The sequence below is a fragment of the Sphingobium sp. DEHP117 genome, assembly GCF_030867385.1.
Classification (GTDB): domain Bacteria; phylum Pseudomonadota; class Alphaproteobacteria; order Sphingomonadales; family Sphingomonadaceae; genus Sphingobium.
In genome coordinates this window covers 460,953-483,366 of the sequence record NZ_JAPFBJ010000001.1, presented here as the reverse complement: position 1 = coordinate 483,366, position 22,414 = coordinate 460,953, and the positions used below count along the sequence as shown (strand labels likewise).

Below are 22,414 nucleotides of genomic sequence, written 5' to 3'. Positions count from 1 at the left end.
AGCTTCCTCCTGCTATTTGCGTTCTTTGAAAGGTGGGACAAGCAGCGCCACCATGGCCAGCATGAGAGCGAGCACAGCGTTTTGCGGCAGCGAGTTGGCCTCGCCGTGCGTCAAGTGAAAGGCAGCCGCGACAGTCTGGTTGGCGATCAGGCCCACAGCCGCCCCGCGCGTCACCGCATACCAGCGGGGAAACTGGCCGAGCAGCAGGGCGAACGCACAGGCCATTTCGCTCCAGCCAACGAGTTTACCGAGCCACTCTGGCAGCCAGATGGTCCACGAGTGATGACGGGCAAGTTCCGCCAGCGGCGAGAAGACCTTGTGCCAGCCGACAAAGGCAAAAAACAAGGCCAGAGGCAGCGACAGGATTGCGAGGATGATGCGTCGGATGATCATGCCGGTCGATCGGGCATCAGGCAAGCAATCGTCATGCCGACGCTGGTCGGCGCGATGAACGACGCCGATGTTTCAAGCCATGATTCCCTCTCCATATAGAAATAATATATTGGTTCTAAATAAGATCAAGCGTGGTGATCCGGCTTGACAAAACCATTCTTATATATGAATATAAATTCTAATTAGGGCCAAGGCCCCAGGGGAGAGAGTCTGAAAACCGGCGGCTTAACGCTGGCCGGCCTGTCTCGCCACCCCGCTCCACAAAACGCTAGACACGCGAAAGGGCAGGTAATGGCCGGAACAATCAAACGGGGCGTCAGCCTCTATTCCTATCAGAACGAAACATTCCAGGGCAAGATGAGCCTGGAGGATTGCATCCGCATCAGCGCAGAGCTTGGAGCGAAAGGCATCGAGATTATCGGTGAGCAGAGCTTTTGGGGCTGGCCGGAATGCGGCGTGGCGCAAGATGACGTGGACAACTGGCACCGGCTCATCGAGAAATACGGCTGCACGCCGGTTAGCCATGATTTCATGCTCGACTACAAGCGGTACAAGGGCCGTGAAATGCCGTTCGACGAGCAGGTGGCGAGCGTGAGGAAAGACATCGACTTCGGCGCGCGCCTTGGCATGAAGTACATTCGCGCGCTGGTCTCGATCGCCCCTGAGGTTCTCGTTGCCGCCGCGCCCTATGCAGAAGAAAAGGGCATCAAGATACTGATAGAGGTGCACGCACCGCTGCATTTCGACCATCCGTGGATCATCCGCCACGCCGAGGCATTCGAAAAATTCGGTTCGGACGCACTGGGCTTTCTGCCCGACATGGGGATGTTCGTCTTCGCCTTTCCAACCGTGTGGAAAGAAAAGTTCATGCGGATGGGCGTCCCCAAGACCATCGCGGACTATGTCGAAAAGGCGTATGAGGACCGGGTATTGTCCGAATATGTCATCCTCAACGTTCAGCAGATGGGAGGCACCGGCCCTTCCATCGCGATGGCCGAGACGCTGCGCCATAATGCGGCGTTCGAGCCGAAGCGGATGCTCGATTACATGCACCGCATCCACAACATTCATGGAAAATTCTATCACATGAATGAGGACTATGTGGAGCCTTCGATCCCCTATGACGAGATCGTCAAGGTTCTGCAGCAGGGTGGCTATCAGGGCTATATCTGCTCCGAATATGAAGGGAACCGCTGGATCGAGGACGCGGAAGAGCCGGATTCGGTGGAGCAGGTTCGCAGGCAGCAGGTGATGCTTGCCAGGCTTCTGGGCGAAGAGACGGTGCCCACGCTCGCCACCCCGGTCGCGGCATAAGGAGAAGAATATCATGATGGACAACAAAATGATCGTCGAGGGCAGCCTCCAGAAAGTCGACGGCGGCTTCGCGTTTCTCGGGCGCCTGCCCTATTACCGCGGCCTTGGCCTTTCGATGATCGAGGATATCATGGTCAGCGTGGATGGCGTCGCCATTCCGCGCGAGAACATCCGCTTCTCGGTGCGCGGCAAGACCTATACACTCGACCAGATGGAAACCGTCTATGACGACCGGTGGAATTTCGGGGAAAAGGCGCTGATCATTGCCCTCAAGGATGACGGCCTGTCACCGGGCGAGCACAAGATCGAGTTCGCCGTGCGGAACCGAGTGTCCTATCTGCCGTTCGTGCCGACGACGAAGGACAGCAAGAACCTCGCACTCGCGGCCTGACGGTGTAGCCTTCCATGAAGGGGCGCCGAATTCACCGGCGCCCTTTTTCGTTTCAGCCCGCTTCGGCCTTGCGCAGCTGCATCAGCCTGCGCCGCGCGAGAATCGCGGCGCGGTCGGAGGGCAGGATCAACGGCCGCTCCTCCCAGAAATCCGTGCCGCGCATCGCCGCTGCCTGAGCCGCGATCATAGGCTCGTCTTCCTCGAGAAACACCCGCCGCGCCATAGCCTCGTCCTCTGCGGTCGGACCATGCGTGAAGAAATAATGGGTCGACGTCTCTGTCTCCGGCGTCAGAATGTGGGGATTGGCCATCGGGGGAATCACCATTTCGTGCCCTTCCGTGCCCGCCCGCGAGATCCCGATAAAGAGGGCAAGCGCGGATGGCGCATGCCAGCGGATATGCAGATATTGATCGATGCGCCCGCCTTCCGGAAGCATCGGAACGGCCCAGCCGGGGGGCACCGCATCCCGGATGTCCCACTTGTTCCACACTGCGCCATCTTCCGCCGTCTCGACCGTCTGCATACCATGACTGAAGAGCGAGCCATTGGTGCCAAAGCTCTGGGTATGAAGGAACTCCGCGTGGCTGAGGTCCAGCAGATTATCGGCAATCAGCTCATAGTTCACGCTCATGACGTACACCGAACGCCCCACCGGGCCAGCGCGGTCGATGAAGTCGAAATCGGGGATCAGCGCTGGATCGGCCTTGTCGCGCACGCCAGGCCAGAACCATAGCCCTCCGTGACGTTCGATCACTGGCGGTGCGGCGATCTGTGCCCCCGGGGGCGGACTTCCGAACGCATTGCGCACACACGCCCCGGAAAAGTCGAAGCCCAGCCCATGATAGCCGCAGATAATCGTGTCGCCCTCACGTTGGCCTCGGCTCAGCGGCACGAAACGATGGGGGCAGCGGTCCTCGACCATTGCGGCGACCCCCTCACTGTCACGCAGCAGCAACCACGGCCTGTCGAGCAACCGGCGTGCCAACCAGCCCTCACGGGGGACCTCATCGCTCCATGCCGCGAGATACCAGGCATCGCGAATAAATTCGGCCACGATCCATATCCTCTCTTACACCATAACTATGGGAGGAGCGTTGAGCCGCAGCTTTGCCGGTGCCCCTCCCCTACTCGATCCGCTCAGCCAATGCCCATCAGGCGGGCGTTGAGCGCGCGATCGGCGCCGCCTGCCGCGAAATCATCGAAGGCATGCTCGGTAACGCGGATGATGTGGCGCTCAATGAAGGGCGCCCCTTCCGCCGCACCGTCCTCCGGGTGTTTCAGCGCGCATTCCCATTCGAGCACGGCCCAGCCAGCGTAATCATTCGCGGCCATCTTGCTGAAGATTGCCGAAAAATCGACCTGCCCGTCACCGAGCGAACGGAAGCGACCCGGGCGATCGACCCATGACTGATAGCCGCCATAGACGCCCGAACGACCGTTGGGCCGGAACTCGGCATCCTTCACGTGGAAGCATTTGATACGCGAATGATAGATGTCGATGAACTGGAGATAATCGAGACACTGCAACACAAAATGGCTGGGGTCATAAAGAATGTTCGCGCGTGGGTGATAGTTCACGCGGTCGAGGAACATCTCGAAGGTCGTGCCGTCGTGCAGGTCTTCTCCGGGATGAATTTCAAACGCGGCATCCACTCCGTTCTCGTCAAACACATCCAATATCGGCTTCCAGCGCCGCGCGAGCTCGTCGAATGCATCCTCGACAAGTCCCGCAGGCCGCGCAGGCCAGGGATAGAAATAGGGCCACGCGAACGCGCCTGAAAAGGTTGCGTGTGCCGTCAGTCCCAGGTTGCGGCTGGCTTTCGCGGCATATTTGAGCTGGTTCACGGCCCATTCCTGGCGCGCCCGCGGATTGCCATGCACATGCGCCGGGGCGAAGGCGTCGAACTGCGAATCATAGGCCGGATGCACGGCAACCAGCTGGCCCTGTAGATGGGTGGACAGCTCCGTGATCGCCAGACCTTTGCTGGCCAGCATTCCGATGACTTCTTCGCAATAGGTCTGACTGGTAGCGGCCTTCTCGAGATCGAACAATCGCCCATCCCACGAGGGGATCTGGATGCCCTTGTAACCGAGCGAGGCGACCCAGTCTGCAATGGCTTCCAGACTGTTGAACGGCGCCTGGTCGCCCGCGAACTGGGCTAGAAAGATGCCCGGACCCTTGATCGTTTTCATATGTCCTCTCCTCAGACGGCAAGCCGGACCCAGCCGGCATTTTCGCGGCTCGCCCGGACGGCGGTGTCAATGAAGGTCATCCCGCGCAGAGCGGTTTCGATCCCCGGCAGCAGCGGTGCGCTTTCACCCCGCAGCACGGCGGCGAAATCCCGATAGATGTTGGCGAAGGCTTCGAGATAACCCTCGGGATGGCCGGTTGGAGTGCGGGTCCGCGCAGCGGCGTCGGGGCCGAGCTGGCTTCCCCCCGCATGGACGATCTCCGTGCGTCCATCGAGCGTATGGATGGTCAGGGTGTTGGGCTGCTCCTGCCGCCACAGCAGCCCGCCCTTTTCGCCGTACAGCCGGATACGCAGGCCGTTCATCTCTCCGACCTCGATCTGGCTCGCCAGCAATACACCGCGCGCGCCGTTGGAGAAACGCAGGAGCACCGAGCAGTCATCATCCAGCAGACGACCCGGCACCACGATGCCGAGATCCGCGAGAACTTCAGTCACCTCAAGGTCGGAGACAAATTCGGCCAACTGAAAAGCGTGCGTGCCGATATCGCCGATGCAGCCGCCCGGCCCCGACCGAGCGGGATCGACGCGCCATTCGGCTTGTTTGCCTTCCGCCGCGCCAGCAAGCCAACCCTGCGGATACTCGACTACCACTTTCCTGATCGCACCCAGATCGCCTGCAAGGACCCGAGCTCTAGCTTCGCGTACCAATGGATAGCCCGAATAGGTATGAGTCAGCGCATAGCTCAGCCCACTGGTGGCTACATGACCGGCAAGCTCCCGCGCCTCGGCCAGGGTAGCAGTCGCAGGCTTGTCGCTGATCACGGGCAGCCCTGCGCCAAGAGCAACGCGGGCAGCGGGCAGATGGTGGTGGTTCGGACTGACGATCGAGACGAAATCAATGCCGTCGGCCCGCGCCTTTTCTGCCGCGACCATCGTTCCGAGATCGGGATAGGCCCGTTCGGGATCGATCCGATAGACCTCTCCAGCCTGGCGGCTACGGCCTGGATTGCTGGAGAAAACACCAGCAACCAGCTCAATCTCGCCATCCATTTCGGCCGCAATCCGATGTACGGGGCCAATGAACGCCCCCGGCCCTCCACCGATCATGCCCATCCGCAAGCGCCGCATGACTTCCTCTCTTTGCTAATTTGATTTGTAATATTCATTCTAGTTTGATAGCTAGATGATCGTCAAGCATAAAGGCGGCGGCCGACGAATTTTGACCGCCTCCGCACAGGAGAGGATGAATGCGCTTTCTGCTGCATTTCTATAAATCGCTGACCCTGAAGCCGCAGGGCTTCACCATGGTCGTGGCCGGCTTTCTGCCGGTGTTTGCGATCATCGCGATGTTTCCGGTCGTCGCCGCCATCATCGAGCATTTCAAGGACGAACCTGATGCGGCAATAAAGGTACCGGCGATGGTCACGGCGCCCGGCTATGCCATTGCACTGCTTGCACCCTTTGCCGGTCTCGCAGTTGACCGATTTGGTCGGCGCAAACTCCTGCTTTTATGTACATTTTTCTATGCAATCGTTGGCACGGCGCCCTTTTTCCTCGAAAATCTCGACGCGATTATCGCCACACGCATTCTGCTGGGGGTGTGCGAGGCGGGGATCCTCACTGTCGTGAACACACTTATTGCCGACTATTGGGACGACGCCGGAAGGCGCAACTGGCTGATGTTGCAGGGGTTGGTCGGCCCACTTTTCCAACCTCTGGTGTTCATACTGGTCGCTGCGGTGGCCTCGGTCCGGTGGAACGGCGGTTTTCTTGTCTACCTCATCGCGGTGCCGATTTTCGTGGCGATGTATTTCTTCCTGTTCGAGCCGAAACGCGAGAGGGAACCGGCGAAAGCAGACCTGCAGGCCGCAGGAGGACCATTCCCGATAGGCGCTGCCATCGTGGTTGCAGGCATGACGCTTTTCGTTTCAATCCTGTATTATGTATTTATCGTCAACGGCAGCATCGCCTGGAAGGAAATCGGCGTCACTGACCCGATGACTGTCAGCAAGGCGACCGCCCTGCCCGCAATGTTCATTTTGGCGGGCTCAGTGGTCTTCCGCATTGTGTCGCGCTTCTCCAACGCGGTGCAGATTGCAACCTTCCTGGCGCTTCTCGGTACAGGGCTGATCGGCATTGGGCTGGCCAGGACGATTTTGGAGATGCAGCTTGCGCTGATCCTGCAACAGACCGGCGCGGGCATGGCCGTTCCCGCGCTCATCGCCTGGGCTCAAGGCAAGTTTTCGTTCGAACATCGCGGTCGCGGAATGGGTGTCTGGACCAGCGCCTTTTTCCTCGGTCAGGCGCTCTCCCCTATCATTGTTGGGAACACCGCCGGGCTGGCTGGAACCATGCAACAGGCGTTCATCCTTTCCGGTGTCGCGGGGCTGTTAACCTGCTTGATACTACTTGTCTTTTCGCGCCACACGCACGCGCTTTAGGGCGGAAAACCGGCAAAAATCCAGAAATTATGCGGCGAAGGGATATGAGAAACAGCCATTTACGGATATGCATCCGGATGAATTCTAGTTCCTATATTTCTGTTTGAGAAACGTCTTACGTATGACCACTTCCCCCAAGGCCCAGAAAAAGTCCAAGTCTCAACCATTTACTGTCGAAACTGTAAGCCGCATCCCCCAACAGGGGCGCAGCAAGGCCTCGCTGCAACGCATGCTGGCCGCAGCCCGCGCGCTGATGGTCGAACGCAGCAGCGAGGATTTCACGCTTATCGAAGTCAGCAAGCACGGCAACGTCTCGATCGGCTCAATCTATCTGAGGTTCGAGAGCAAGGACAATCTCGTACGCGCTGTCATTGCAGAGACGATGCAGGACATGGCGAAGGCCGAGGACCGGATGATCGCCAAGCTCGCGTCCACCTGCCCGACGCTGGCCGATTTCGTGCCGCAGTTCGTGGAGGCCTATGCGACGGTATTGAGCGAATATTCGCCGCTGCTCCGTCTCGCCATGGTGCGCGCCGAATATGACCCTCTGGTAGCAGAGCCCGGCAAGGCGGCTGCGCTGGAAGCGGAAGCGAAATCGACGCTGGCGATGCTTTCCTATGACAAGGAAATCGGCCAGGACGATCCTACTATGCGCGCGCGCGCCGCCTATTTCGTTATATTTTCAACCCTGGCTCGCCAGCTCGGCCTGGGATCGACCCGCGAATCCATCGGCAACCGGGACTGGACGATGTTGAAACGGGAACTGGGCCGGATGTGCCTCGCTTACCTGACTGCAGACTGAGGCACCCCGGCCGTCATGGCAGGATCAGCTCGCTAATATTTGCCTGCACATCGCCTGGTGGCGAGAGACCTGCTCGAATGCATCGCGCGTATCGTAGGCATGGCCTTCCCACTCCGACACGATCGTGCCGGTGAATCCGCCATCGCGGAACAGGGGGAGGATCGCCGCATAGTCGATCGCCTCTTCGACCAGGTTTTCGTCCACGCCGTAGAATTTCCCATGGATGTGAATGGTGCGATCGACCAGCTGTGCCCAACTTAGCGGATCATTGTTGGACAGGATGAAAAAGGCGAGGCTTGCAGCCTGGATGTGCGCGGGAGCATGGCCTTGCGCCAGCGCCCATTCCCGCAGACGGCCGGCCTTTTCATGGCTCATCCCCGGCTCGAGCCAGACCAACTTGAGCCGATCCAGCAGGCTCTCCGCCGCCCCTGCCCTGCGCGCCGCGTCCAGCATCGATTCGGGAATGCGGCTGGCCGTTCCACCGAAGTCGGGAATCCAACCGAGCACCGGGGTATCGAGCTTGTCATACATCTCGGCATAGGCCTGAACCGCCGGATGGCCTGCCCACATCGGGGCATGAACCTCGACGCCCATGCGGATGTCCAGTTCTTCCGCGTAGGGCGCGACTTCGGGAAGCAGATGCACCGGTAGCGCGAACTGATAGCGCACCAGCGAGAAGCCCATCTTCTTGGCGGAGCGCAACTGCCGTTTGTGATATTCGACCAGCGACGCGTCGTCGATCGGCTGCTGGCCGGGGCGCAGAAAGCGATCGGAATTGATCGCGCACGATACCGGATTAAGGCCGGTCTCGGCGACGATATCCTTGAACCGGGCGGCGAAATCGTCCGAAACGTCTGGGAATTCCTTGAAATTCTGGAAGCCGATGATTTCAATGTTCGGCCCTAGCCCGCGCCGCGCCACTTCGCGCATCAGGTCGGGAAAATCGAACTGGCGGCTGAGCCATTCGTTGGTAAAGGAATAGAGCGTAACACCGATTTGAGGTGCGGTCGTGGTTACCATGATGGAGTCCTCTCTCGTTCGCTCAGGCGACTTGCAGGGTTTCGACTTGCACGTTGGACCGGGTCATGCCCGGGATATACGGCGGACTGACGTTGATGGTCAGCGAAACGACGTGCTCACTCCCCGGAGCTGCGGCGCGACCTGGCAGTAAGAGGAACGCGCTGTCGCGTACGAACCAGAATGTGTCGACCTGCTCGCCCTGCTCTGCTAGCGGCCAGCTTTTGCCATCATGCTCCACTTGCGCATCGGAAAGATCGACTGGCTCACCGTCGATAGTCACTCCGCCGACTTCTACGGTAGAAAATGGCAAAGACCGGTACCACGGCAGCCGCATGGCTAGGCGCAGGCCCCCCGCTCCCGAGGTCAAACCTTCCTCGCCAATTATCCGCTCCACCGGCAACATCGCACTCTCCCATTGACATAATTAGAAATTTAGTTCTAATTTGAGCTTGACACAAGGTCAACCCCTGTGCTCAAAAAATGCGAACAACAATTCTATTTCAGGAGAGCAGGAGCCGTGGAGAGTGGCAACTTCGATTACATTATCGTGGGGGCCGGTTCCGCAGGCTGCGTTCTGGCTAATCGCCTGAGCGCAAATCCGCGTACGCGCGTACTCCTCATCGAGGACGGCGGGGACAATCAGCACCCTTTCATCAAGATGGCCGGCGGCTTCGTCAAGATCATGGGCAATCCAGCCTACTTCCGGGTCTTTCCGTTGAAACAGCATCCCGGCATGCGTCCCGGTATCCATACCTACGGGCGCGGACTGGGCGGATCCTCGGCGATCAACGGAACATGGTATCTCACCGGAATGCCGCAGGATTTCAACTGCTGGGCGGATCATGGCCTTGTCGGCTGGAGCTGGGACGAAATCGCGCGCTGCTATCGCAAGTTCGAAAACTACCGCGAACCCAGCGCACATCCGGGCCGAGGCACTGACGGCGAACTGCAAATTACAGCGTCGACCTATCAGTCTCCGGTGTTTGACGCCCTTGCCCAAGGCTTTGCCACGCAAGGAATGCCTTGGCTCGATGATATCACCGCGCCTTTTTCCAGCGGCGTCGGGCGGAGCCAGTACACGGTAGACCGAAAGGGCGTGCGGGAAAGCAGCTACAAGGCTTTCATCATGCCGATCCGGGGGCGCCCGAACCTTACGATAGCCACCCATACCGCCGTAAAGCGGGTGATCATCGAAAGCGGACGCGCGACTGGCGTCTTGTGTGAGGCACATGGGGAGGAACGAACCTTCCGCGCCGATCACGAAGTGATCCTCTCGGCTGGTGTGTACGGCTCGCCGCAACTTCTCCAGCTTTCGGGCATCGGCCCCGGTGCGGCCTTGCAGGTATTGGGCATCGATGTGGTCAAGGAACTGGCCGCAGTCGGGCAGCAGCTTGCAGATCATCAGAAGTTCGGCGTGTCGTTTGACCTCACCAATCATCCGGGTACCAACCGCGAGTTTTTCGGCTGGCGGCTCTACCGCAACGCGCTGCAATATTTCCTGACGGGAACCGGCCATCTTGCCCGGGTCGGCATGCCACTCACGGGTCTGGTTGCGAGCAAAGGTGTCGATCCGCTGTGGCCCGACTTTCAGGTCGCCGCCGCCCCATTCGCTATGCGCACCGTCAACGAGATGGCGGAAAAGCCTGGCAGCCCGCTGACCCCCAACCCCGGACTGACTTTTTCGGGCTATCATCTGCGGCCAAAGAGCCGGGGGTCGATCACCCTCACCTCGCCTGACTTCCGCCAGCCGCCACTTGTCGATGCAGCCATCTGGTCCGACCCCTATGACCGGGCGAAAGCTATCGAGCTCTTCAAGCTGTTCCGCGCGATCGCCACGTCTGATCCGCTCAAGCCCTTTATCGGGGCAGAGCGTATGCCCGGCGCAAGTGTGACGGACGACGAAGCGATTGGTTCGGAACTTGCCAAGATGGTCGAAGGCGGCCTCCATGGCACCGGCACCTGCGCGATGGGCACGGATGAAACCAACTCGGTTACCGATGCCCGTTGCCGGGTTCATGGCGTCGGTGGCCTGCGCGTGGTCGACTGCTCCATCATGCCAACCCCGGTTTCCGGCAATACCAATGGTCCGGCAATGGCTGTGGCAGAACGCGCCGCAGAACTCATTCTCGACGACGCACGCGCATAGGTATTGTTATGTTTCTCGGAATCGACATTGGCACCTCTGGCGTCAAGGCGATCCTCATATCTGCCGACGGCAAACTGGCCGCGCAGGCCACGGCGCCGCTCTCCGTCTCGCGTCCGCAGCCCTTGTGGTCCGAGCAGGATCCCGCCGCCTGGATCGCGGCAACCGAAGCGGCCGTGCTTGCCCTCCCGGCGGAACTGCGATCTCGAGTGCAAGGCATTGGCCTTGCCGGCCAAATGCACGGCGCCACTCTCCTTGGCGCAGCGGATGAGGTGCTGCGTCCCGCTATCCTGTGGAATGACGGTCGGTCCTATGCCGAGTGTGCCGAGCTGGAAGCCGCCGAACCTGCCCTGCACAGGGTTGCGGGTAATCTCGCAATGCCTGGTTTCACCGCGCCCAAGCTCGCCTGGGTACGCCGTCATGAGGCTGCCCTGTTCGCCCGCGTGCGCAGCGTGCTCCTGCCCAAGGATTATGTGCGGCTTGTTCTGACCGGCGACAAAGCGTCCGACATGTCCGACAGCGCGGGGACTTTGTGGCTCGATGTCGCCGCGCGCGACTGGTCCGATGCGCTGCTCGCCGCGACCGGCCTTTCCCGCTCGCACATGCCGCGGCTTTATGAAGGGACCGAGGCGACCGGCGTCCTCCGCTCAGACATCGCGGCCCGCTGGGGAATGGCGCGTGTTCCGGTCGCGGCGGGAGCCGGCGACAATGCCGCCGGGGCCGCCGGTATTGGCGTGATAGCGGACGGGGATGCGCTGCTGTCCCTCGGAACATCGGGCGTGATCTTCGTAGCGAACGACGCTTTCCGCCCGAACCCGGCGGAAGCTGTTCATGCTTTCTGCCACTGCCTCCCCGGCATGTGGCATCAGATGAGCGTCCATTTGTCGGCCGCGTCCTGCCTCGACTGGGGGGCACGGTTGGTGGGAGTAGATGTACTCGCCTTTCTCAAGCTGGCTGAGACGGCAGGTCCCGGGACAGGGCCGGAGATATTCCTGCCTTATCTTTCGGGCGAACGCACGCCACACAATGATCCGCATGTGCGGGGCGCGTTGCTCGGTCTCGATGCGGACAGCGATCCCGGCCGTATCGCCACTGCCATGCTGGAGGGCGTGGCCTTTGCCTTGGCCGATGGCCTCGCCGCGCTTCGCAATGCTGGAACGCGGGTGGAACAAGTGTCGGTGATCGGCGGCGGCGCCCGCTCTAGGCACTGGGGGCGGATCATCGCCGCCGCGCTCGGCGTCAAGCTCGCTTATCTGGACGGCGGCGAGGTCGGCCCGGCGCTTGGCGCGGCGCGCCTTGCCCAGATCGCGGTCACCGGTGCGGCTGTGTCAGACGCATGTGGCGCGCCCGCTGTTACCGATGTCATCGAACCCGATCTCCTGCTGGCGGAACGACTCAGCCACAAACGAGAGAAATACCGCCGCGCTTACCCCGCGCTCAAGACTTTGTGAGAGGAAAGCCAATGTCTGCCGACTATTTCGCACCATTCGCCACGGTCAAATATGAAGGACCGGACAGCACCAACGACCTTGCCTATCGGTGGTACGACAAGGATCGCCTCGTCATGGGCAAGCGCATGGAGGATCATCTGCGGTTCGCCGTGTGCATGTGGCACAGCTTCTGCTGGCCGGGCAGCGACGTCTTCGGCGCAGGCACCTTTTCCCGCCCATGGCACGCGGGGCCGAACGATCGGGTACGCGCCGCGCAAAAGCGTGAGGCGGCGCTTGCCTTCGTCGAGAAACTCGATCTGCCGTTCTACTGCTTTCATGACGTCGACGTGATGGCTGACGCCGAGACAATCGGCGAGTTCCGCCAGAGCTTCGCCGAGGCTGTCGATCATCTGGAAGAGCTGCAGGGCAAGCATGGCCGCCGGTTGCTCTGGGGCACGGCAAACCTGTTCGGGCACCCGCGCTACATGGCAGGCGCTGCCACCAACCCCGACCCTGAAGTTTTCGCCTGGGCGGCGAGCCAGGTGCGCGATGCGCTGGAGGCTACCCATCGTCTGGGTGGAGCAAATTACGTGCTGTGGGGTGGCCGCGAGGGCTATGACAGCATCCTCAACACCGAGATCGGGGTCGAGCAGCGGAATTTCGGCCGGTTCCTGAACCTCGTCGTCGATCACAAGCACCGCATCGGCTTTACCGGCACGATCCTGATCGAGCCCAAGCCGCATGAACCGACCAAGCATCAATATGATTTCGACACCCAGACCGTCTACGCCTTCCTCAAACGCTTCGGGCTGGAGAATGAGGTCAAGGTGAACATCGAGGCGAATCACGCCACGCTCTCGGGCCACACGTTCGAGCACGAAATCGCAATGGCACGCGCGCTCGGTATTCTCGGATCGATCGATGCCAATCGCGGAGACCCGCAGAACGGGTGGGATACCGATCAGTTTCCGAACTCGGTTGAGGAACTGACGCTGGCGATGCTCGAAGTGTTGCGCGCCGGGGGTCTCGGCAACGGCGGCTTCAATTTCGATGCCAAGGTGCGCCGCCAGTCGATCGACGCGGCAGACCTGTTCCATGGCCATATCGGCGGTGTCGACACAATCGCCCGTGCGCTGCTGCGTGCGGCCGCCATCATCGAGGACGGGCAGCTGGAACGGTTCCGCGTCGATCGGTATGCGGGCTGGCAGGGGGAGCTCGGCCGGATGATCCATGCCGACGGCACGTCACTGGCTCAGGTTGCCGACCACGCCGTCGCCGCCAACCACGAACCCGAGGCACGCTCCGGCCGCCAGGAATGGTGCGAAAACCTCATCAACCGCTTCTGACGGCACCGGCCACACAGACAAAAGGAACACCGATGGCCTACGAACTTTCCGTAAATCTTGAGTATATGTATCAGGAAGCGGGGGAACGGATTGAGGACCGCATCGCTGCCGCAGCAGCAGACGGCTTTCGCAAGGTCGAGATATTCTCAATGGCAGGCCGCGATGCCGACGCGGCAAAGCAAGCTCTTGCCAATCATGGCGTGGAGCTGATCAGCATGGTCAACGATCCGCGCACCTTGCTGGTCGACCCCAGCACGCATGAGCAATTTCGCGCAATCTTTCAGAAAACCTGCGAAGATGCCGTTTTCCTTGGCTGCCGCCGGGTCGTCGTCGCTTCGGGTCCCGGTGTTCCCTACCAGAAGCGCCCCGTCCAGCTCGCCACGGTCGCGCAGGCTGTCAGCTCGATCGTGCCCATCGCCGAGCGCTTTGGTGTCACGATCATGCTCGAGCCGGTCAACACCCGGGTCGATCACCCCGGTGTGCTGTTCAGCCACACGGAGGACGCCGTGGCGGTGATCGAGATGGTCAACTCGCCGCGCGTTCGCCTGCTCTATGACCTGTATCACTCGGTAACCGAGGCCGAGGATCCAGCCGAGGTGCTTCCCGCAGTCGCGCACCTGCTGGAACATGTACAGGTCGCCGACGCGCCGGGCCGAGGAGAGCCAGGGTCCGGCAAAATCGACTGGGAGGCCGCCCTCAACCTTCTGCACTCTGTGGGATATACCGGTCCTATCGGGATCGAATGCAGCCCCACACTGGCGCCGACCGGCGACGCGCTAAAGTGGTTCAGCAAGCTCGTGAACTGACTCAAGCAATAGAGCCTGATTGCCTTTGATTGAAGCGCCGCAGGCGTTCAATCAAAGGCGTCAATCAGGCTCTTACTTCGAATCACACCATGATCTGAGCCTAATCGTAGATCGGCCGCAATTCATTATCGAGGAAATAGCGGGTCAGCGCCATCGAGGCAAGCAGGTCGGGAGAGCCGTCATACTCTATCGACATCCAGCCCTTGAATCCGTGCTGCTTCAGCAGGCTATAAAGGCCCTTGAGGTCAAGTTCGCCCATGCCCGGCTCCCAGAACCAGCGCGTGCCATCGTCGGTGATCTCGGGGTCCTGCGAAAAGCGAACGCTGTCTGGCAGCTTCGACGAAGCGGTGTCCTTCAGGTGGAACGTACTGATCCGGTCGTGATAATCGTTGTAGAAGGTCAGCAGGTCCTCGCCCATGATCGAGATCTGCGCTGTGTCGATGCAATAATGGACCAGCTTTGGATCGGTGGATTCGATCAGTTCGCGGTGGTTCGAAAGGTTGATGGCGCAGAAGAATTCGTTATGCAGGCCGATCTTCACCCCGCGGTCCGTGGCATAGCGGCCGATCTCGTTCATCACCTTGGCACACTGCTGCACTTCCTCGCGGCTGAGCGGTCCGGTGCCGAAGTAGTTCTGTGTCGGGCAGGTATTCATGTAAGTTCCACCGAAGCGCACGATGGTGTCAACCGCCTCCCGGCCCGCGCGAACGGCTTCGTCGAAATGTCCGGCATCGTGGCTGGCGTGGGCGCCGTGGAACATCCCGATAACCTCCACCCCTCGCTCCTTCGCAAAGGCCGTGAAAGATTCTGGCGAGCCGAACAGCGGCAGAATGTCGGCCAGATCCCAGGGCGCGATCTCGATCCCCTCGAAGCCCAGCGCGGACTGATATTTGAGGATCTTGTCCCAATCGGAATAGTAGGCCGAGTTGGTATTGTCCTCATAGTAGAACTCCCGGAAATTCTCGATCTTCCGATAGGGGATCGTCTTCCAGTGGCACATGTTGGCATAGCGGATGTTGGGCATCGCGGAATCTCCGTCAGATCTATTTCGTGATTTGGTTCAGCAGAGCGCGCGTACGCAGCACGGCGCGGAAGGGATCACGTGTCTGGCGGGCACTGGCAGTGACGGGACCCTCATAGCCCAGACTGTCGAGCTGCCTCACGATCTGCGCCAGGTTGACCGATCCCGACCCCGGATCGCGGAAAACCTGTGTCGCTCTGCCACTGGGATGCTCCGGGTTCGGTGTCTTCCAGACTTCCCCCGTATCGACGAAATCGGTGTCGGTGAGGTGGACGCAGCCGATCCTGCCGGAATGCGCTGCGATGAAATCCGGGGCCGAAATACCGCTCACGAACAGGTTCGCGGTATCTACATCAAGCTTGATGCTGGCGGGAAGTGCATCGTAGAACGGGGCGAGGCGCTTACCCCCGAACAGGCTCCAGTATTCGCTGCGCAGCACGAGCGACACACCGCGGGCTTCCGCCTTGGCAGCGAGGCCGGAAAGCAGTTCGACCGTGCGCGTCGTGAAGGTCTCCATCTTGTCCGTCAGATCCGGGTGATACTGCGCGACCCGGCCATGGAAGGGGGACGGGCTGATGGCGAAATAGTCCGCACCCAGATCCGCCGCGTGGTCCAGCCCCTCGCCAGCAAAGTGGCCGCTTGCTCCGAAATAGAAATCGAGGCTGTCGTTGCGCATGAACAGGTTGGGATCGAAGGTGACCCCTGCTACCCGGTCGATCCCGCTGGCCTGCAATTGGGCAAGGTATCCGGCGGCATCACCGTATTTGGTGTTCACGCAGTAGCGGTTCATCGGCACGCCGCTGCGGCCGCCGAACTGCCATACCGGCTCATAGGGGATTTCGATCGCCGAAAATCCCGCAGCGGCGATCAGCCGATAGAGCTCTTCCCAGAAATACCGACTTTCGTAGCGGTTACGGTTGGGTTCCTGGTTGTGGCGGTTGATCAGGTCGAGGCTGATCGCGATCTTTTCGGTTTTCATGACAGTTCCTATTCTTCTACCCATTCCGCGCGATAGAGCTGTCAGCAGCCCAGCTCTTGCCGGGTCAGAGCGAGCGATTGATCCATCGGCAGGGTCGGGAAGTATTCCAGCCCGATTGCCCCGGAATAGCCGAGGTCGTCCAGCGATTGCCTGATCCTTGCCCAGTCGAGGCTACCGGTACCGGGTTCGTTGCGGTCATCCATGTCGGCGACCTGTACATGGGCAACGAGATGTGCGCGGCCCGCAAGCACTTCGGCCATGTCCTCACCCATCACCGCGCTGTGCCACACGTCATACAGCAGGCGCAGGTTGGGGCTGCCCACCGCCTCGACTAGATCGAGGCCCAGCTTTGTGCTGACCAGGTACATGGCCGAAAACAATCGGGTGTTGAGAGGCTCGAGCAGCAGGGTGACGCCCGCCTTTTCCGCATCATCGGCGGCGGCGCGCAGGGCGACGACGGCATTGGCGAAGTGATCTTCCTCGCTCATTCCTTCCACCCGGAAGCCTGAGGCGATGATGAGGTCCGGTTTACCCAGCTTGGCCGTCGCAGCGATTGTTTCGCGCACGGCGTTGATCATCTCGTCGCGCTCGACGGGATCGACGATCGAACGGCGCGGGTCGACGCAGACGCCGGTCAGCTTCATGCCGGTTTCGGTCAGTGCCTGCGCCAGCGCATCAATCGGCTTGTCACGCCATAAATGAAATTCGGCTAGGTCGAAGCCGCCCGCTTTTGCGGCGCGCAGACGGTCATCGAGCTCGCCCGCTTCAGTAAATTGCCATTCGATACAAGAAGAAAGTCGGTAGCTCGCAGACATAGGATCCCATTCCCATTCTACGGCCCCGCAGCGCATGCGCCCATTTGCCTGGCGAGATCAACCCCGCTATTTTATGCCGTCCCTTCGCCATTTTTGGGGCGCGTGTCAAGCTCGGTTGGCCGCACGATCTCCGTGTCACGCAGCTTGCCGATAAGCTCCCCCGGCTTGTGCCTTTTGAATGCCATGCTTCTGCTTTGACGATCATTTGAGACCTATCGCCTTATCCACGGACCATCTGCCCCCGCCATAGGCAATCAGCGGCAGCATGAGGCCAGCCCAGCTCAGATGCGTCGGCCAGGCGTCTGGGTAGACGAAAATCTGGATCACAAGGGTCATGCCCAGCAAAGCTGCCGCCGAAGCGCGGGTAAGAAGACCGAGTACCAGCAGGATCGAAAACACATGCTCGGCGATTGTGGCGAGATAGGCCGCAACGACAGGCGGCAGCAGCGGCAGCGCATAATCGGTTTCGAACAGGTAAAAGGTGCTGTCGGTCAGGGTAAACAGGCCTTCGACCTTGGTGCGACCCGAAAGGAAGAAGATGGCGGCAATGCCAAGACGCGCCACGAGCAGCAGCAGCGAGGGGGGAAGCAGGCGTTCGGCAAGAGCGACTACCCTGTCATAGAGTCCGCCGGCAGGCACTGTTTTTTGAACGGCTCTCATCAGATCATCCTTTCAGGCATGGCGACGAACGCGCCGGTTTCAACGAGCTGCGCGAACTCCGCGCCGATATCGGTTTCGGGGTAAAGCGAGCGGGCGCTTTCTGCCGCCTCGCCCAGCGTCTCGCCCATGCGCAGGCCGGAAAGCAGGCGGTGCGCCGGGCGGGTGAGGACACGCGCAAGCACGTGGTTGCGCGGGCGGGCGAACAGCGCGCCGCCGGGCTCCCATTCTATGACGATTTCTTCGGTGACATCATCCTGATGCGCGAGCCAGATCGGCATGGCGGGGGTCGCCAGCCAGTCGATGCGGGTGGCTGGGTGCGGCTTGAGGCGCAGTGCAGCCAGCCGGTCGCCAGCGATCAATGCTATGTCGGAGATGGTCAAGGCTGGGGCATCGGCAGCAAATAGCGCCTCGATATGCATGCGTTCGCACCGCGCAACGTCAGCAATATAGGTGATTTCGGCAGCAATTGGCTGGCGCGCGAGCCACATTGCGAATTCCGCGCCGTAGAGAGCGAGCACCGGCGACGTGGGCGGGCATTCACGGGCATGATCGACCGCCAGGGCCTCGAACAGCGCCTCTCCCACCAGCTCGCGTACGACGGGGAAGTTGTCCGCCAGCGCCTGGCATGCTCCTGCAAGCGACGTGTTGCGATAGATAGCGAGCGGCGAGAGCGGCAGCGCGGCGCCACTGTCGATCGCGGTGACGAAATGATGTTGGAAAGCGCGCAGTTCAGGCATGTTCCATCTCCTTCATATGTTCATCGATGTGGCGCTCCGCCTGAAGGCGCTCGGCCATCAGCGTGCGGAAATCGGGCACCAGCGCGTCACGCTCGATCAGCGTGGGGCGCGGGCCGTGGCTTTGGATGAAGGCGCGATGCAAGGTCCACACGTCGGCGGCGACCGGGCTGTCATGGCTGTCGATCAGCAGATCGAGCGCGACATCCTCGCTCGAACCTGCGAGATGGATTTCGCCAACGGCATCAGAGGGAAAATCCTCGAGCCAGCGAGCGGCGTCGAAGCCGAGATTATGTGCGCTCACCGCGACATTGTTGAGATCGAGCAGCAGGCCGCATCCCGTTCGGCGCACGAGCTCGCGCAGAAAATCCTGCTCGGCCCAGTCATGCCCGGCAAGGCGCATGTAGTGGGAGGGATTCTCGATGAGGATCCGGCGACCCAGCACGCTCTGCACATGGTCGATATTGCGCACGATATGGCGCAACGCTTCGCCCGTGCGGGGAAAGGGCAGCAGGTCAGGCATGCAGCGTGCGCCCAGCCGCGACCATGCAAGATGCTCGGAAACGAGGAACGGCTCGAACCGGTCGACGAGGCGCTTGAGGGCCGCAAGATGATCGGGATCGGGCAGTTCGTCGCTGGCTAGCGACATGCCGACGCCATGGAGCGAGAGCGGCCGCGCCCGCCGGATTTCCTCCAGCATCGCAAGGCGCGGTCCGCCCTCGACCATATAGTTCTCGGCATGGACCTCGAACCACAGGCCCGCCGCCGGGGAAGCGAGCGCCTCCTCGAAATGCTGCACCTTGAGCGCGATTCCGGCGGTCGGACCCGTGCTCATGGTTCAGCCCTTCTTCGGCGTCAGCGAGCCGAAGCCCTTGGGCGTCTTGATCTTCTCGCAGGTGCCCTTGGCCACATATTTCCAGGCATTGCCCTGATAGTTGGCGTGGCTGGTCCCGGCACAGCTGGTGCCCGCGCCGGCGGCGCAGTCATTTTTGCCCGCGAGCGAGATGCCGTAGCACTTGTCCATATTGGGCTGCGGCTTGGCTGGCCCGGCATGCGCCGCGCTGGCGAGCGATGCCGCAAGCACGGCTCCGATGCTGGATGTCACGATGGTCTTCATGGGTCTTCTCCTTCTACAGTGGGTGATGGGGGGGGGGTGGCGCTCTCTTGGGGGCCGGGGAGAGCGCCACGTCGACAGGTCGGGGTGGGACCGTCGAATATTACTGGCCGTGGAACACGTCTGAAGAGAGCAGCACGACAGGCTCCTTGCCTTCGTTTTGCCACCAGTGGGAAATGCCCTCTGCCTCGCGCGAGATGTCGCCGGCCTTGTGGACGATCGGCACGCCGCAGGTGCTGCGATGCTCTGTGACCGTGCCGCTCACGGTGTAGATGAGGGCGGGACGATCGGCGTGGCTGTGCATGGGCACGATACCGCCGGGCTGGATGACGAGGCGGCGGGTGCGCAACTGGCGCCCTTCAACGCCGATCTCCTTGCCGAGGTCGATCGAGCCGATGACCGTATCAGTCACGTCCTTCGGCATCGTGGCGGCATTGGCGAGCGGGTTCGCCTTTTCCTGGCCCTGGGGGCAATCACCGGCGAATGCCGGGGTAGAAAAGACCGCGACGGCGGCGAGGCCAAGCGCGGCAAGTTTGCGAGAATGGGTCATGTCAGGTCCTTCCTGAAGCTGTGAAACCGTGCGGGCAGCGGGGGCTGTTCCGACCTGTTCAAAGCTAGAGGGATGGGCCTGGCCTGCCCAATTGCATGTCCGCATCAAATCCATAGCGAAAGCGCATGGTGATGCGCCGCGCATAACGGAAACGCATGGAAACCCGAATCTAAAGGCATTTCAGCTGCACCTGCCGCGCGGGCATCATGGCCGCACTACCGAGCTTTATCGCTCTTTCAGGGAACGCAGTCATGACCGTCATATCAGCCACATCCGATACTCAAAGCCTGCAAGCTGCGGTTCGCCCGCTGACCAACAAGGTCGCGCTCGTAACCGGTTCCACCAGCGGGATCGGCCTTGGCATCGCCCAGGCGCTGGCGGAGGCGGGCGCGCATATTGTTGTCAATGGCCTCGGCCGGATGGACGAGATCGAGCAGACCTGCGCGGAGCTGCGCCGCTTCGGCCGAGAGGTCGACTATGACGGCGCCAATCTGCTTGACCCCGCAGGCGCGGCCGCGCTGGTGGAAAACACCATCGCCAACCACGGCCGCATCGACATTCTCGTGAACAATGCGGGTATCCAGCATGTCAGTCCCGTAGAGGAGTTTCCGCCGGAGCGATGGGATGCGATCATCGCGCTCAACCTCTCGGCCGCATTCCACACGATCCGCGCCGCCCTGCCCCATATGAAGGCGCAAGGCGCAGGCTGCATCATCAACCTAGCCTCGGTGCATGGCCTGATCGCCTCGCCCTACAAGAGCGCCTATGTCTCGGCGAAGCATGGGCTGATCGGCCTCACCAAAACGGTCGCGCTCGAAACGGCCCGCCTGGGCATCACCTGCAACGCCATCTGCCCCGGCTATGTCTGGACCCCGCTGGTCGAAAAGCAGATCGACGATACGGCAAGAGCGCGAGGGATCAGCCGCGAGGCGGTGATCAGCGATGTGCTGCTCGCTGCACAGCCGAGTAAGCGCTTCACCACCGTGGAGGAACTGTGCGGCATCGCCGCGTTCCTGTGCGGTCCGCACGCAGCCTCGATCACCGGCACGACGATCGCAGTCGATGGCGGCTGGACGGCGCAGTGAAAATCCTTGCCATCCCAACAACAGGAGAGAGACATGTCGAACTTGCAGGATGAACTTTCCCGCCTTGGCCAGATCGTTCTGGTTTTTCAGGGCGGCGGCGCGCTCGGGGCATATCAGGTCGGCGTCTATCAGGCGCTGCACGAGGCCGGGATCGAGCCTGACTGGGTTGTCGGCACCTCGATCGGCGCCATCAACGCGAGCATCATTGCCGGTGCGCCCTATGCAGAACGCATGGAGCGGCTGCGCGACTTTTGGAAGCGGGTGGAGACGGACAAGTTCATGGGCGTGCCACTGCCCAACTGGTTCACCTCCGCCGCGCGCAACATGATGGCGATTACCACCGGCATACCGGCATTCTTCCAGCCGCGCCCGTCAGCCTTCTTCAGCCCCCATGCGCCGCTGGGCAGCGATGGCGCCGGATATTATTCGGTCGCGCCGCTTAGCGAGACGCTCAAGACTCTCGTCGACTTCGATCAGATCAACAACGGCCCGATGCGCCTCACCGTCGGCGCGGCAAATGTCCGAACCGCCGAGATGACCTATTTCGATAGCCGCGACACGGCGATCGACGTGCGGCACATCCTCGCCTCGGGAGCGTTGCCTCCGGCCTTCCCTGCGGTGCGCATCGGCGAGGACCTGTTCTGGGACGGAGGCATTCTTTCCAACACACCGGTGGAGACGGTGTTCGACGATCCCAAGCGCCGCAGCAGCGTCGTTTTCTCGGTGCATCTGTGGAACCCGCACGGACCGGAGCCGGAGACGATCTGGCAGGTGATGAACCGGCAGAAGGACCTGCAATACAGCTCGCGCGCAGCCGCGCATATCGAGCGGCAACGGCAGCTCCACAAGCTGCGCCACATCATTGCCGAGCTGGCGGAGGAGTTCGCAGCCGCGCATCCCGCCGACAATCGCCTCACCGAGCTGGCCAGCTATGGCTGCACCACGCGGATGCACGTCATCCGTCTGCTCGCGCCCGCGCTGGATTATGAGGATCACGCCAAGGATATCGACTTCAGCCCCGATGGCATCGCCCAGCGCTGGCAGGCGGGATACCGGCATACGATGGACACGCTGAACCAGGCGCCATGGCGGGGGGATTTCGATCCGCTCGAAGGCTTCATCCTGCATGAAGCATGTGGTGGCGAGCTGGTGGATCAGCCGCTTGCGGCGGAATAAAT

The 22,414-nt window shown here is 61.2% G+C and carries 24 protein-coding genes; 10 read left to right on the top strand and 14 right to left on the bottom strand.

Annotated features, from left to right (window positions below):
- Positions 1-12 precede the first annotated feature (12 nt).
- Positions 13-393, bottom strand: coding sequence for a DoxX family protein (locus tag OOT33_RS02400; RefSeq protein WP_307748380.1), 381 nt, complete (start codon positions 391-393; stop codon positions 13-15).
- A 291-nt stretch (positions 394-684) separates the two neighbouring features.
- Here OOT33_RS02400 and OOT33_RS02395 point away from each other — a divergent pair, with 291 nt between their 5' ends.
- Positions 685-1,707 carry a TIM barrel protein gene (locus OOT33_RS02395; RefSeq protein ID WP_307748378.1) on the top strand — a complete coding sequence of 341 codons (1,023 nt, stop codon included), beginning with the start codon at positions 685-687 and terminating at the stop codon, positions 1,705-1,707.
- A gap of 13 nt (positions 1,708-1,720) precedes the next feature.
- A complete protein-coding gene (locus OOT33_RS02390) occupies positions 1,721-2,098 on the top strand; it encodes a DUF6379 domain-containing protein (protein WP_307748376.1) in 378 nt (125 codons plus the stop codon).
- Between the two features lie 52 nt (positions 2,099-2,150).
- On the opposite strand, the gene OOT33_RS02385 is transcribed toward OOT33_RS02390, so the two are convergent.
- The 3 genes from OOT33_RS02385 to OOT33_RS02375 form a co-directional block, all read right to left on the bottom strand.
- Positions 2,151-3,152, bottom strand: coding sequence for a Rieske 2Fe-2S domain-containing protein (locus tag OOT33_RS02385; RefSeq protein WP_307748375.1), 1,002 nt, complete (start codon positions 3,150-3,152; stop codon positions 2,151-2,153).
- Between the two features lie 83 nt (positions 3,153-3,235).
- Positions 3,236-4,291, bottom strand: a complete 1,056-nt coding sequence (locus OOT33_RS02380) for a TIM barrel protein (protein WP_307748374.1) — start codon at positions 4,289-4,291, stop codon at positions 3,236-3,238.
- Positions 4,292-4,302: 11 nt separating this feature from the next.
- Entirely contained in the window at positions 4,303-5,418 is a 1,116-nt protein-coding gene (locus OOT33_RS02375) for a Gfo/Idh/MocA family oxidoreductase (RefSeq protein ID WP_307748373.1), read from the bottom strand.
- Positions 5,419-5,537: 119 nt separating this feature from the next.
- Here OOT33_RS02375 and OOT33_RS02370 point away from each other — a divergent pair, with 119 nt between their 5' ends.
- Positions 5,538-6,731, top strand: a complete 1,194-nt coding sequence (locus OOT33_RS02370) for an MFS transporter (protein ID WP_307748372.1) — start codon at positions 5,538-5,540, stop codon at positions 6,729-6,731.
- A gap of 121 nt (positions 6,732-6,852) precedes the next feature.
- Positions 6,853-7,533 (top strand): TetR family transcriptional regulator, encoded by a 681-nt coding sequence (locus tag OOT33_RS02365; RefSeq protein WP_307748371.1) that lies wholly within the window; start codon positions 6,853-6,855, stop codon positions 7,531-7,533.
- A gap of 24 nt (positions 7,534-7,557) precedes the next feature.
- Here the strand turns inward: OOT33_RS02365 and OOT33_RS02360 are convergent, their stop codons facing one another.
- Positions 7,558-8,553 (bottom strand): sugar phosphate isomerase/epimerase, encoded by a 996-nt coding sequence (locus OOT33_RS02360; RefSeq protein WP_307748370.1) that lies wholly within the window; start codon positions 8,551-8,553, stop codon positions 7,558-7,560.
- Positions 8,554-8,575: 22 nt separating this feature from the next.
- The gene (locus OOT33_RS02355; protein ID WP_307748369.1) at positions 8,576-8,956 is read right to left on the bottom strand and encodes a DUF6379 domain-containing protein; all 381 of its coding nucleotides are present in this window, start codon (positions 8,954-8,956) and stop codon (positions 8,576-8,578) included.
- 114 nt (positions 8,957-9,070) lie between these two features.
- Between OOT33_RS02355 and OOT33_RS02350 the strand changes: the two genes are divergently transcribed.
- The 4 genes from OOT33_RS02350 to OOT33_RS02335 are packed head-to-tail and all read left to right on the top strand — an operon-like array spanning position 9,071 to position 14,278.
- A complete protein-coding gene (locus tag OOT33_RS02350) occupies positions 9,071-10,699 on the top strand; it encodes a GMC family oxidoreductase N-terminal domain-containing protein (RefSeq protein ID WP_307748368.1) in 1,629 nt (542 codons plus the stop codon).
- A gap of 8 nt (positions 10,700-10,707) precedes the next feature.
- A complete protein-coding gene (gene xylB, locus OOT33_RS02345; RefSeq protein ID WP_307748367.1) occupies positions 10,708-12,147 on the top strand; it encodes a xylulokinase in 1,440 nt (479 codons plus the stop codon).
- A gap of 11 nt (positions 12,148-12,158) precedes the next feature.
- Positions 12,159-13,472 carry a xylose isomerase gene (gene xylA, locus OOT33_RS02340; RefSeq protein ID WP_307748366.1) on the top strand — a complete coding sequence of 438 codons (1,314 nt, stop codon included), beginning with the start codon at positions 12,159-12,161 and terminating at the stop codon, positions 13,470-13,472.
- A gap of 32 nt (positions 13,473-13,504) precedes the next feature.
- Entirely contained in the window at positions 13,505-14,278 is a 774-nt protein-coding gene (locus tag OOT33_RS02335) for a TIM barrel protein (RefSeq protein WP_307748365.1), read from the top strand.
- A gap of 100 nt (positions 14,279-14,378) precedes the next feature.
- Here the strand turns inward: OOT33_RS02335 and OOT33_RS02330 are convergent, their stop codons facing one another.
- From OOT33_RS02330 to OOT33_RS02295, 8 genes are all read right to left on the bottom strand, one after another.
- Positions 14,379-15,302 (bottom strand): TIM barrel protein, encoded by a 924-nt coding sequence (locus OOT33_RS02330; RefSeq protein ID WP_307748364.1) that lies wholly within the window; start codon positions 15,300-15,302, stop codon positions 14,379-14,381.
- Positions 15,303-15,321: 19 nt separating this feature from the next.
- Positions 15,322-16,278 carry a TIM barrel protein gene (locus OOT33_RS02325; RefSeq protein ID WP_307748363.1) on the bottom strand — a complete coding sequence of 319 codons (957 nt, stop codon included), beginning with the start codon at positions 16,276-16,278 and terminating at the stop codon, positions 15,322-15,324.
- 41 nt (positions 16,279-16,319) lie between these two features.
- Positions 16,320-17,093 (bottom strand): TIM barrel protein, encoded by a 774-nt coding sequence (locus OOT33_RS02320; protein WP_307748362.1) that lies wholly within the window; start codon positions 17,091-17,093, stop codon positions 16,320-16,322.
- Between the two features lie 201 nt (positions 17,094-17,294).
- Positions 17,295-17,753 (bottom strand): DoxX family membrane protein, encoded by a 459-nt coding sequence (locus OOT33_RS02315; protein WP_307748361.1) that lies wholly within the window; start codon positions 17,751-17,753, stop codon positions 17,295-17,297.
- Positions 17,753-18,490: a putative DNA-binding domain-containing protein gene (locus OOT33_RS02310; protein ID WP_307748360.1), complete on the bottom strand. Its 738-nt coding sequence runs from the start codon at positions 18,488-18,490 to the stop codon at positions 17,753-17,755. Before OOT33_RS02310 ends, OOT33_RS02315 begins: the two co-directional genes overlap by 1 nt.
- Positions 18,483-19,322: a DUF692 family multinuclear iron-containing protein gene (locus tag OOT33_RS02305; protein ID WP_307748359.1), complete on the bottom strand. Its 840-nt coding sequence runs from the start codon at positions 19,320-19,322 to the stop codon at positions 18,483-18,485. The genes OOT33_RS02310 and OOT33_RS02305 overlap by 8 nt, the downstream gene beginning before the upstream one ends.
- Before the next feature lie 3 nt (positions 19,323-19,325).
- Positions 19,326-19,604 (bottom strand): DUF2282 domain-containing protein, encoded by a 279-nt coding sequence (locus OOT33_RS02300; protein WP_307748358.1) that lies wholly within the window; start codon positions 19,602-19,604, stop codon positions 19,326-19,328.
- Between the two features lie 100 nt (positions 19,605-19,704).
- On the bottom strand, positions 19,705-20,151 hold the full coding sequence (locus OOT33_RS02295; RefSeq protein WP_307748357.1) for a cupin domain-containing protein: 447 nt from the start codon (positions 20,149-20,151) through the stop codon (positions 19,705-19,707).
- A 251-nt stretch (positions 20,152-20,402) separates the two neighbouring features.
- Between OOT33_RS02295 and OOT33_RS02290 the strand changes: the two genes are divergently transcribed.
- Together OOT33_RS02290 and OOT33_RS02285 are read left to right on the top strand one after the other, a co-directional pair.
- Positions 20,403-21,236, top strand: a complete 834-nt coding sequence (locus tag OOT33_RS02290) for a 3-hydroxybutyrate dehydrogenase (RefSeq protein ID WP_307748356.1) — start codon at positions 20,403-20,405, stop codon at positions 21,234-21,236.
- A 33-nt stretch (positions 21,237-21,269) separates the two neighbouring features.
- Positions 21,270-22,412: a patatin-like phospholipase family protein gene (locus OOT33_RS02285; protein ID WP_307748355.1), complete on the top strand. Its 1,143-nt coding sequence runs from the start codon at positions 21,270-21,272 to the stop codon at positions 22,410-22,412.
- Positions 22,413-22,414 lie beyond the last annotated feature (2 nt).

Excerpts from the sequence above, each read along its gene's own strand:
- OOT33_RS02360 (WP_307748370.1), bottom strand. The coding sequence starts at position 8,553 with ATGGTAACCACGACCGCACCTCAAATCGGTGTTACGCTCTATTCCTTT.
- OOT33_RS02320 (WP_307748362.1), bottom strand. The coding sequence starts at position 17,093 with ATGTCTGCGAGCTACCGACTTTCTTCTTGTATCGAATGGCAATTTACT.
- OOT33_RS02390 (WP_307748376.1), top strand. The coding sequence starts at position 1,721 with ATGATGGACAACAAAATGATCGTCGAGGGCAGCCTCCAGAAAGTCGAC.
- OOT33_RS02335 (WP_307748365.1), top strand. The coding sequence starts at position 13,505 with ATGGCCTACGAACTTTCCGTAAATCTTGAGTATATGTATCAGGAAGCG.
- OOT33_RS02330 (WP_307748364.1), bottom strand. The coding sequence starts at position 15,302 with ATGCCCAACATCCGCTATGCCAACATGTGCCACTGGAAGACGATCCCC.
- xylA (WP_307748366.1), top strand. The coding sequence starts at position 12,159 with ATGTCTGCCGACTATTTCGCACCATTCGCCACGGTCAAATATGAAGGA.
- OOT33_RS02375 (WP_307748373.1), bottom strand. The coding sequence starts at position 5,418 with ATGCGGCGCTTGCGGATGGGCATGATCGGTGGAGGGCCGGGGGCGTTC.
- OOT33_RS02295 (WP_307748357.1), bottom strand. The coding sequence starts at position 20,151 with ATGACCCATTCTCGCAAACTTGCCGCGCTTGGCCTCGCCGCCGTCGCG.
- OOT33_RS02400 (WP_307748380.1), bottom strand. The coding sequence starts at position 393 with ATGATCATCCGACGCATCATCCTCGCAATCCTGTCGCTGCCTCTGGCC.
- OOT33_RS02325 (WP_307748363.1), bottom strand. The coding sequence starts at position 16,278 with ATGAAAACCGAAAAGATCGCGATCAGCCTCGACCTGATCAACCGCCAC.
- OOT33_RS02370 (WP_307748372.1), top strand. The coding sequence starts at position 5,538 with ATGCGCTTTCTGCTGCATTTCTATAAATCGCTGACCCTGAAGCCGCAG.
- OOT33_RS02305 (WP_307748359.1), bottom strand. The coding sequence starts at position 19,322 with ATGAGCACGGGTCCGACCGCCGGAATCGCGCTCAAGGTGCAGCATTTC.
- OOT33_RS02355 (WP_307748369.1), bottom strand. The coding sequence starts at position 8,956 with ATGTTGCCGGTGGAGCGGATAATTGGCGAGGAAGGTTTGACCTCGGGA.
- OOT33_RS02315 (WP_307748361.1), bottom strand. The coding sequence starts at position 17,753 with ATGAGAGCCGTTCAAAAAACAGTGCCTGCCGGCGGACTCTATGACAGG.
- OOT33_RS02365 (WP_307748371.1), top strand. The coding sequence starts at position 6,853 with ATGACCACTTCCCCCAAGGCCCAGAAAAAGTCCAAGTCTCAACCATTT.
- OOT33_RS02310 (WP_307748360.1), bottom strand. The coding sequence starts at position 18,490 with ATGCCTGAACTGCGCGCTTTCCAACATCATTTCGTCACCGCGATCGAC.
- OOT33_RS02300 (WP_307748358.1), bottom strand. The coding sequence starts at position 19,604 with ATGAAGACCATCGTGACATCCAGCATCGGAGCCGTGCTTGCGGCATCG.
- OOT33_RS02285 (WP_307748355.1), top strand. The coding sequence starts at position 21,270 with ATGTCGAACTTGCAGGATGAACTTTCCCGCCTTGGCCAGATCGTTCTG.
- xylB (WP_307748367.1), top strand. The coding sequence starts at position 10,708 with ATGTTTCTCGGAATCGACATTGGCACCTCTGGCGTCAAGGCGATCCTC.
- OOT33_RS02290 (WP_307748356.1), top strand. The coding sequence starts at position 20,403 with ATGACCGTCATATCAGCCACATCCGATACTCAAAGCCTGCAAGCTGCG.
- OOT33_RS02395 (WP_307748378.1), top strand. The coding sequence starts at position 685 with ATGGCCGGAACAATCAAACGGGGCGTCAGCCTCTATTCCTATCAGAAC.
- OOT33_RS02380 (WP_307748374.1), bottom strand. The coding sequence starts at position 4,291 with ATGAAAACGATCAAGGGTCCGGGCATCTTTCTAGCCCAGTTCGCGGGC.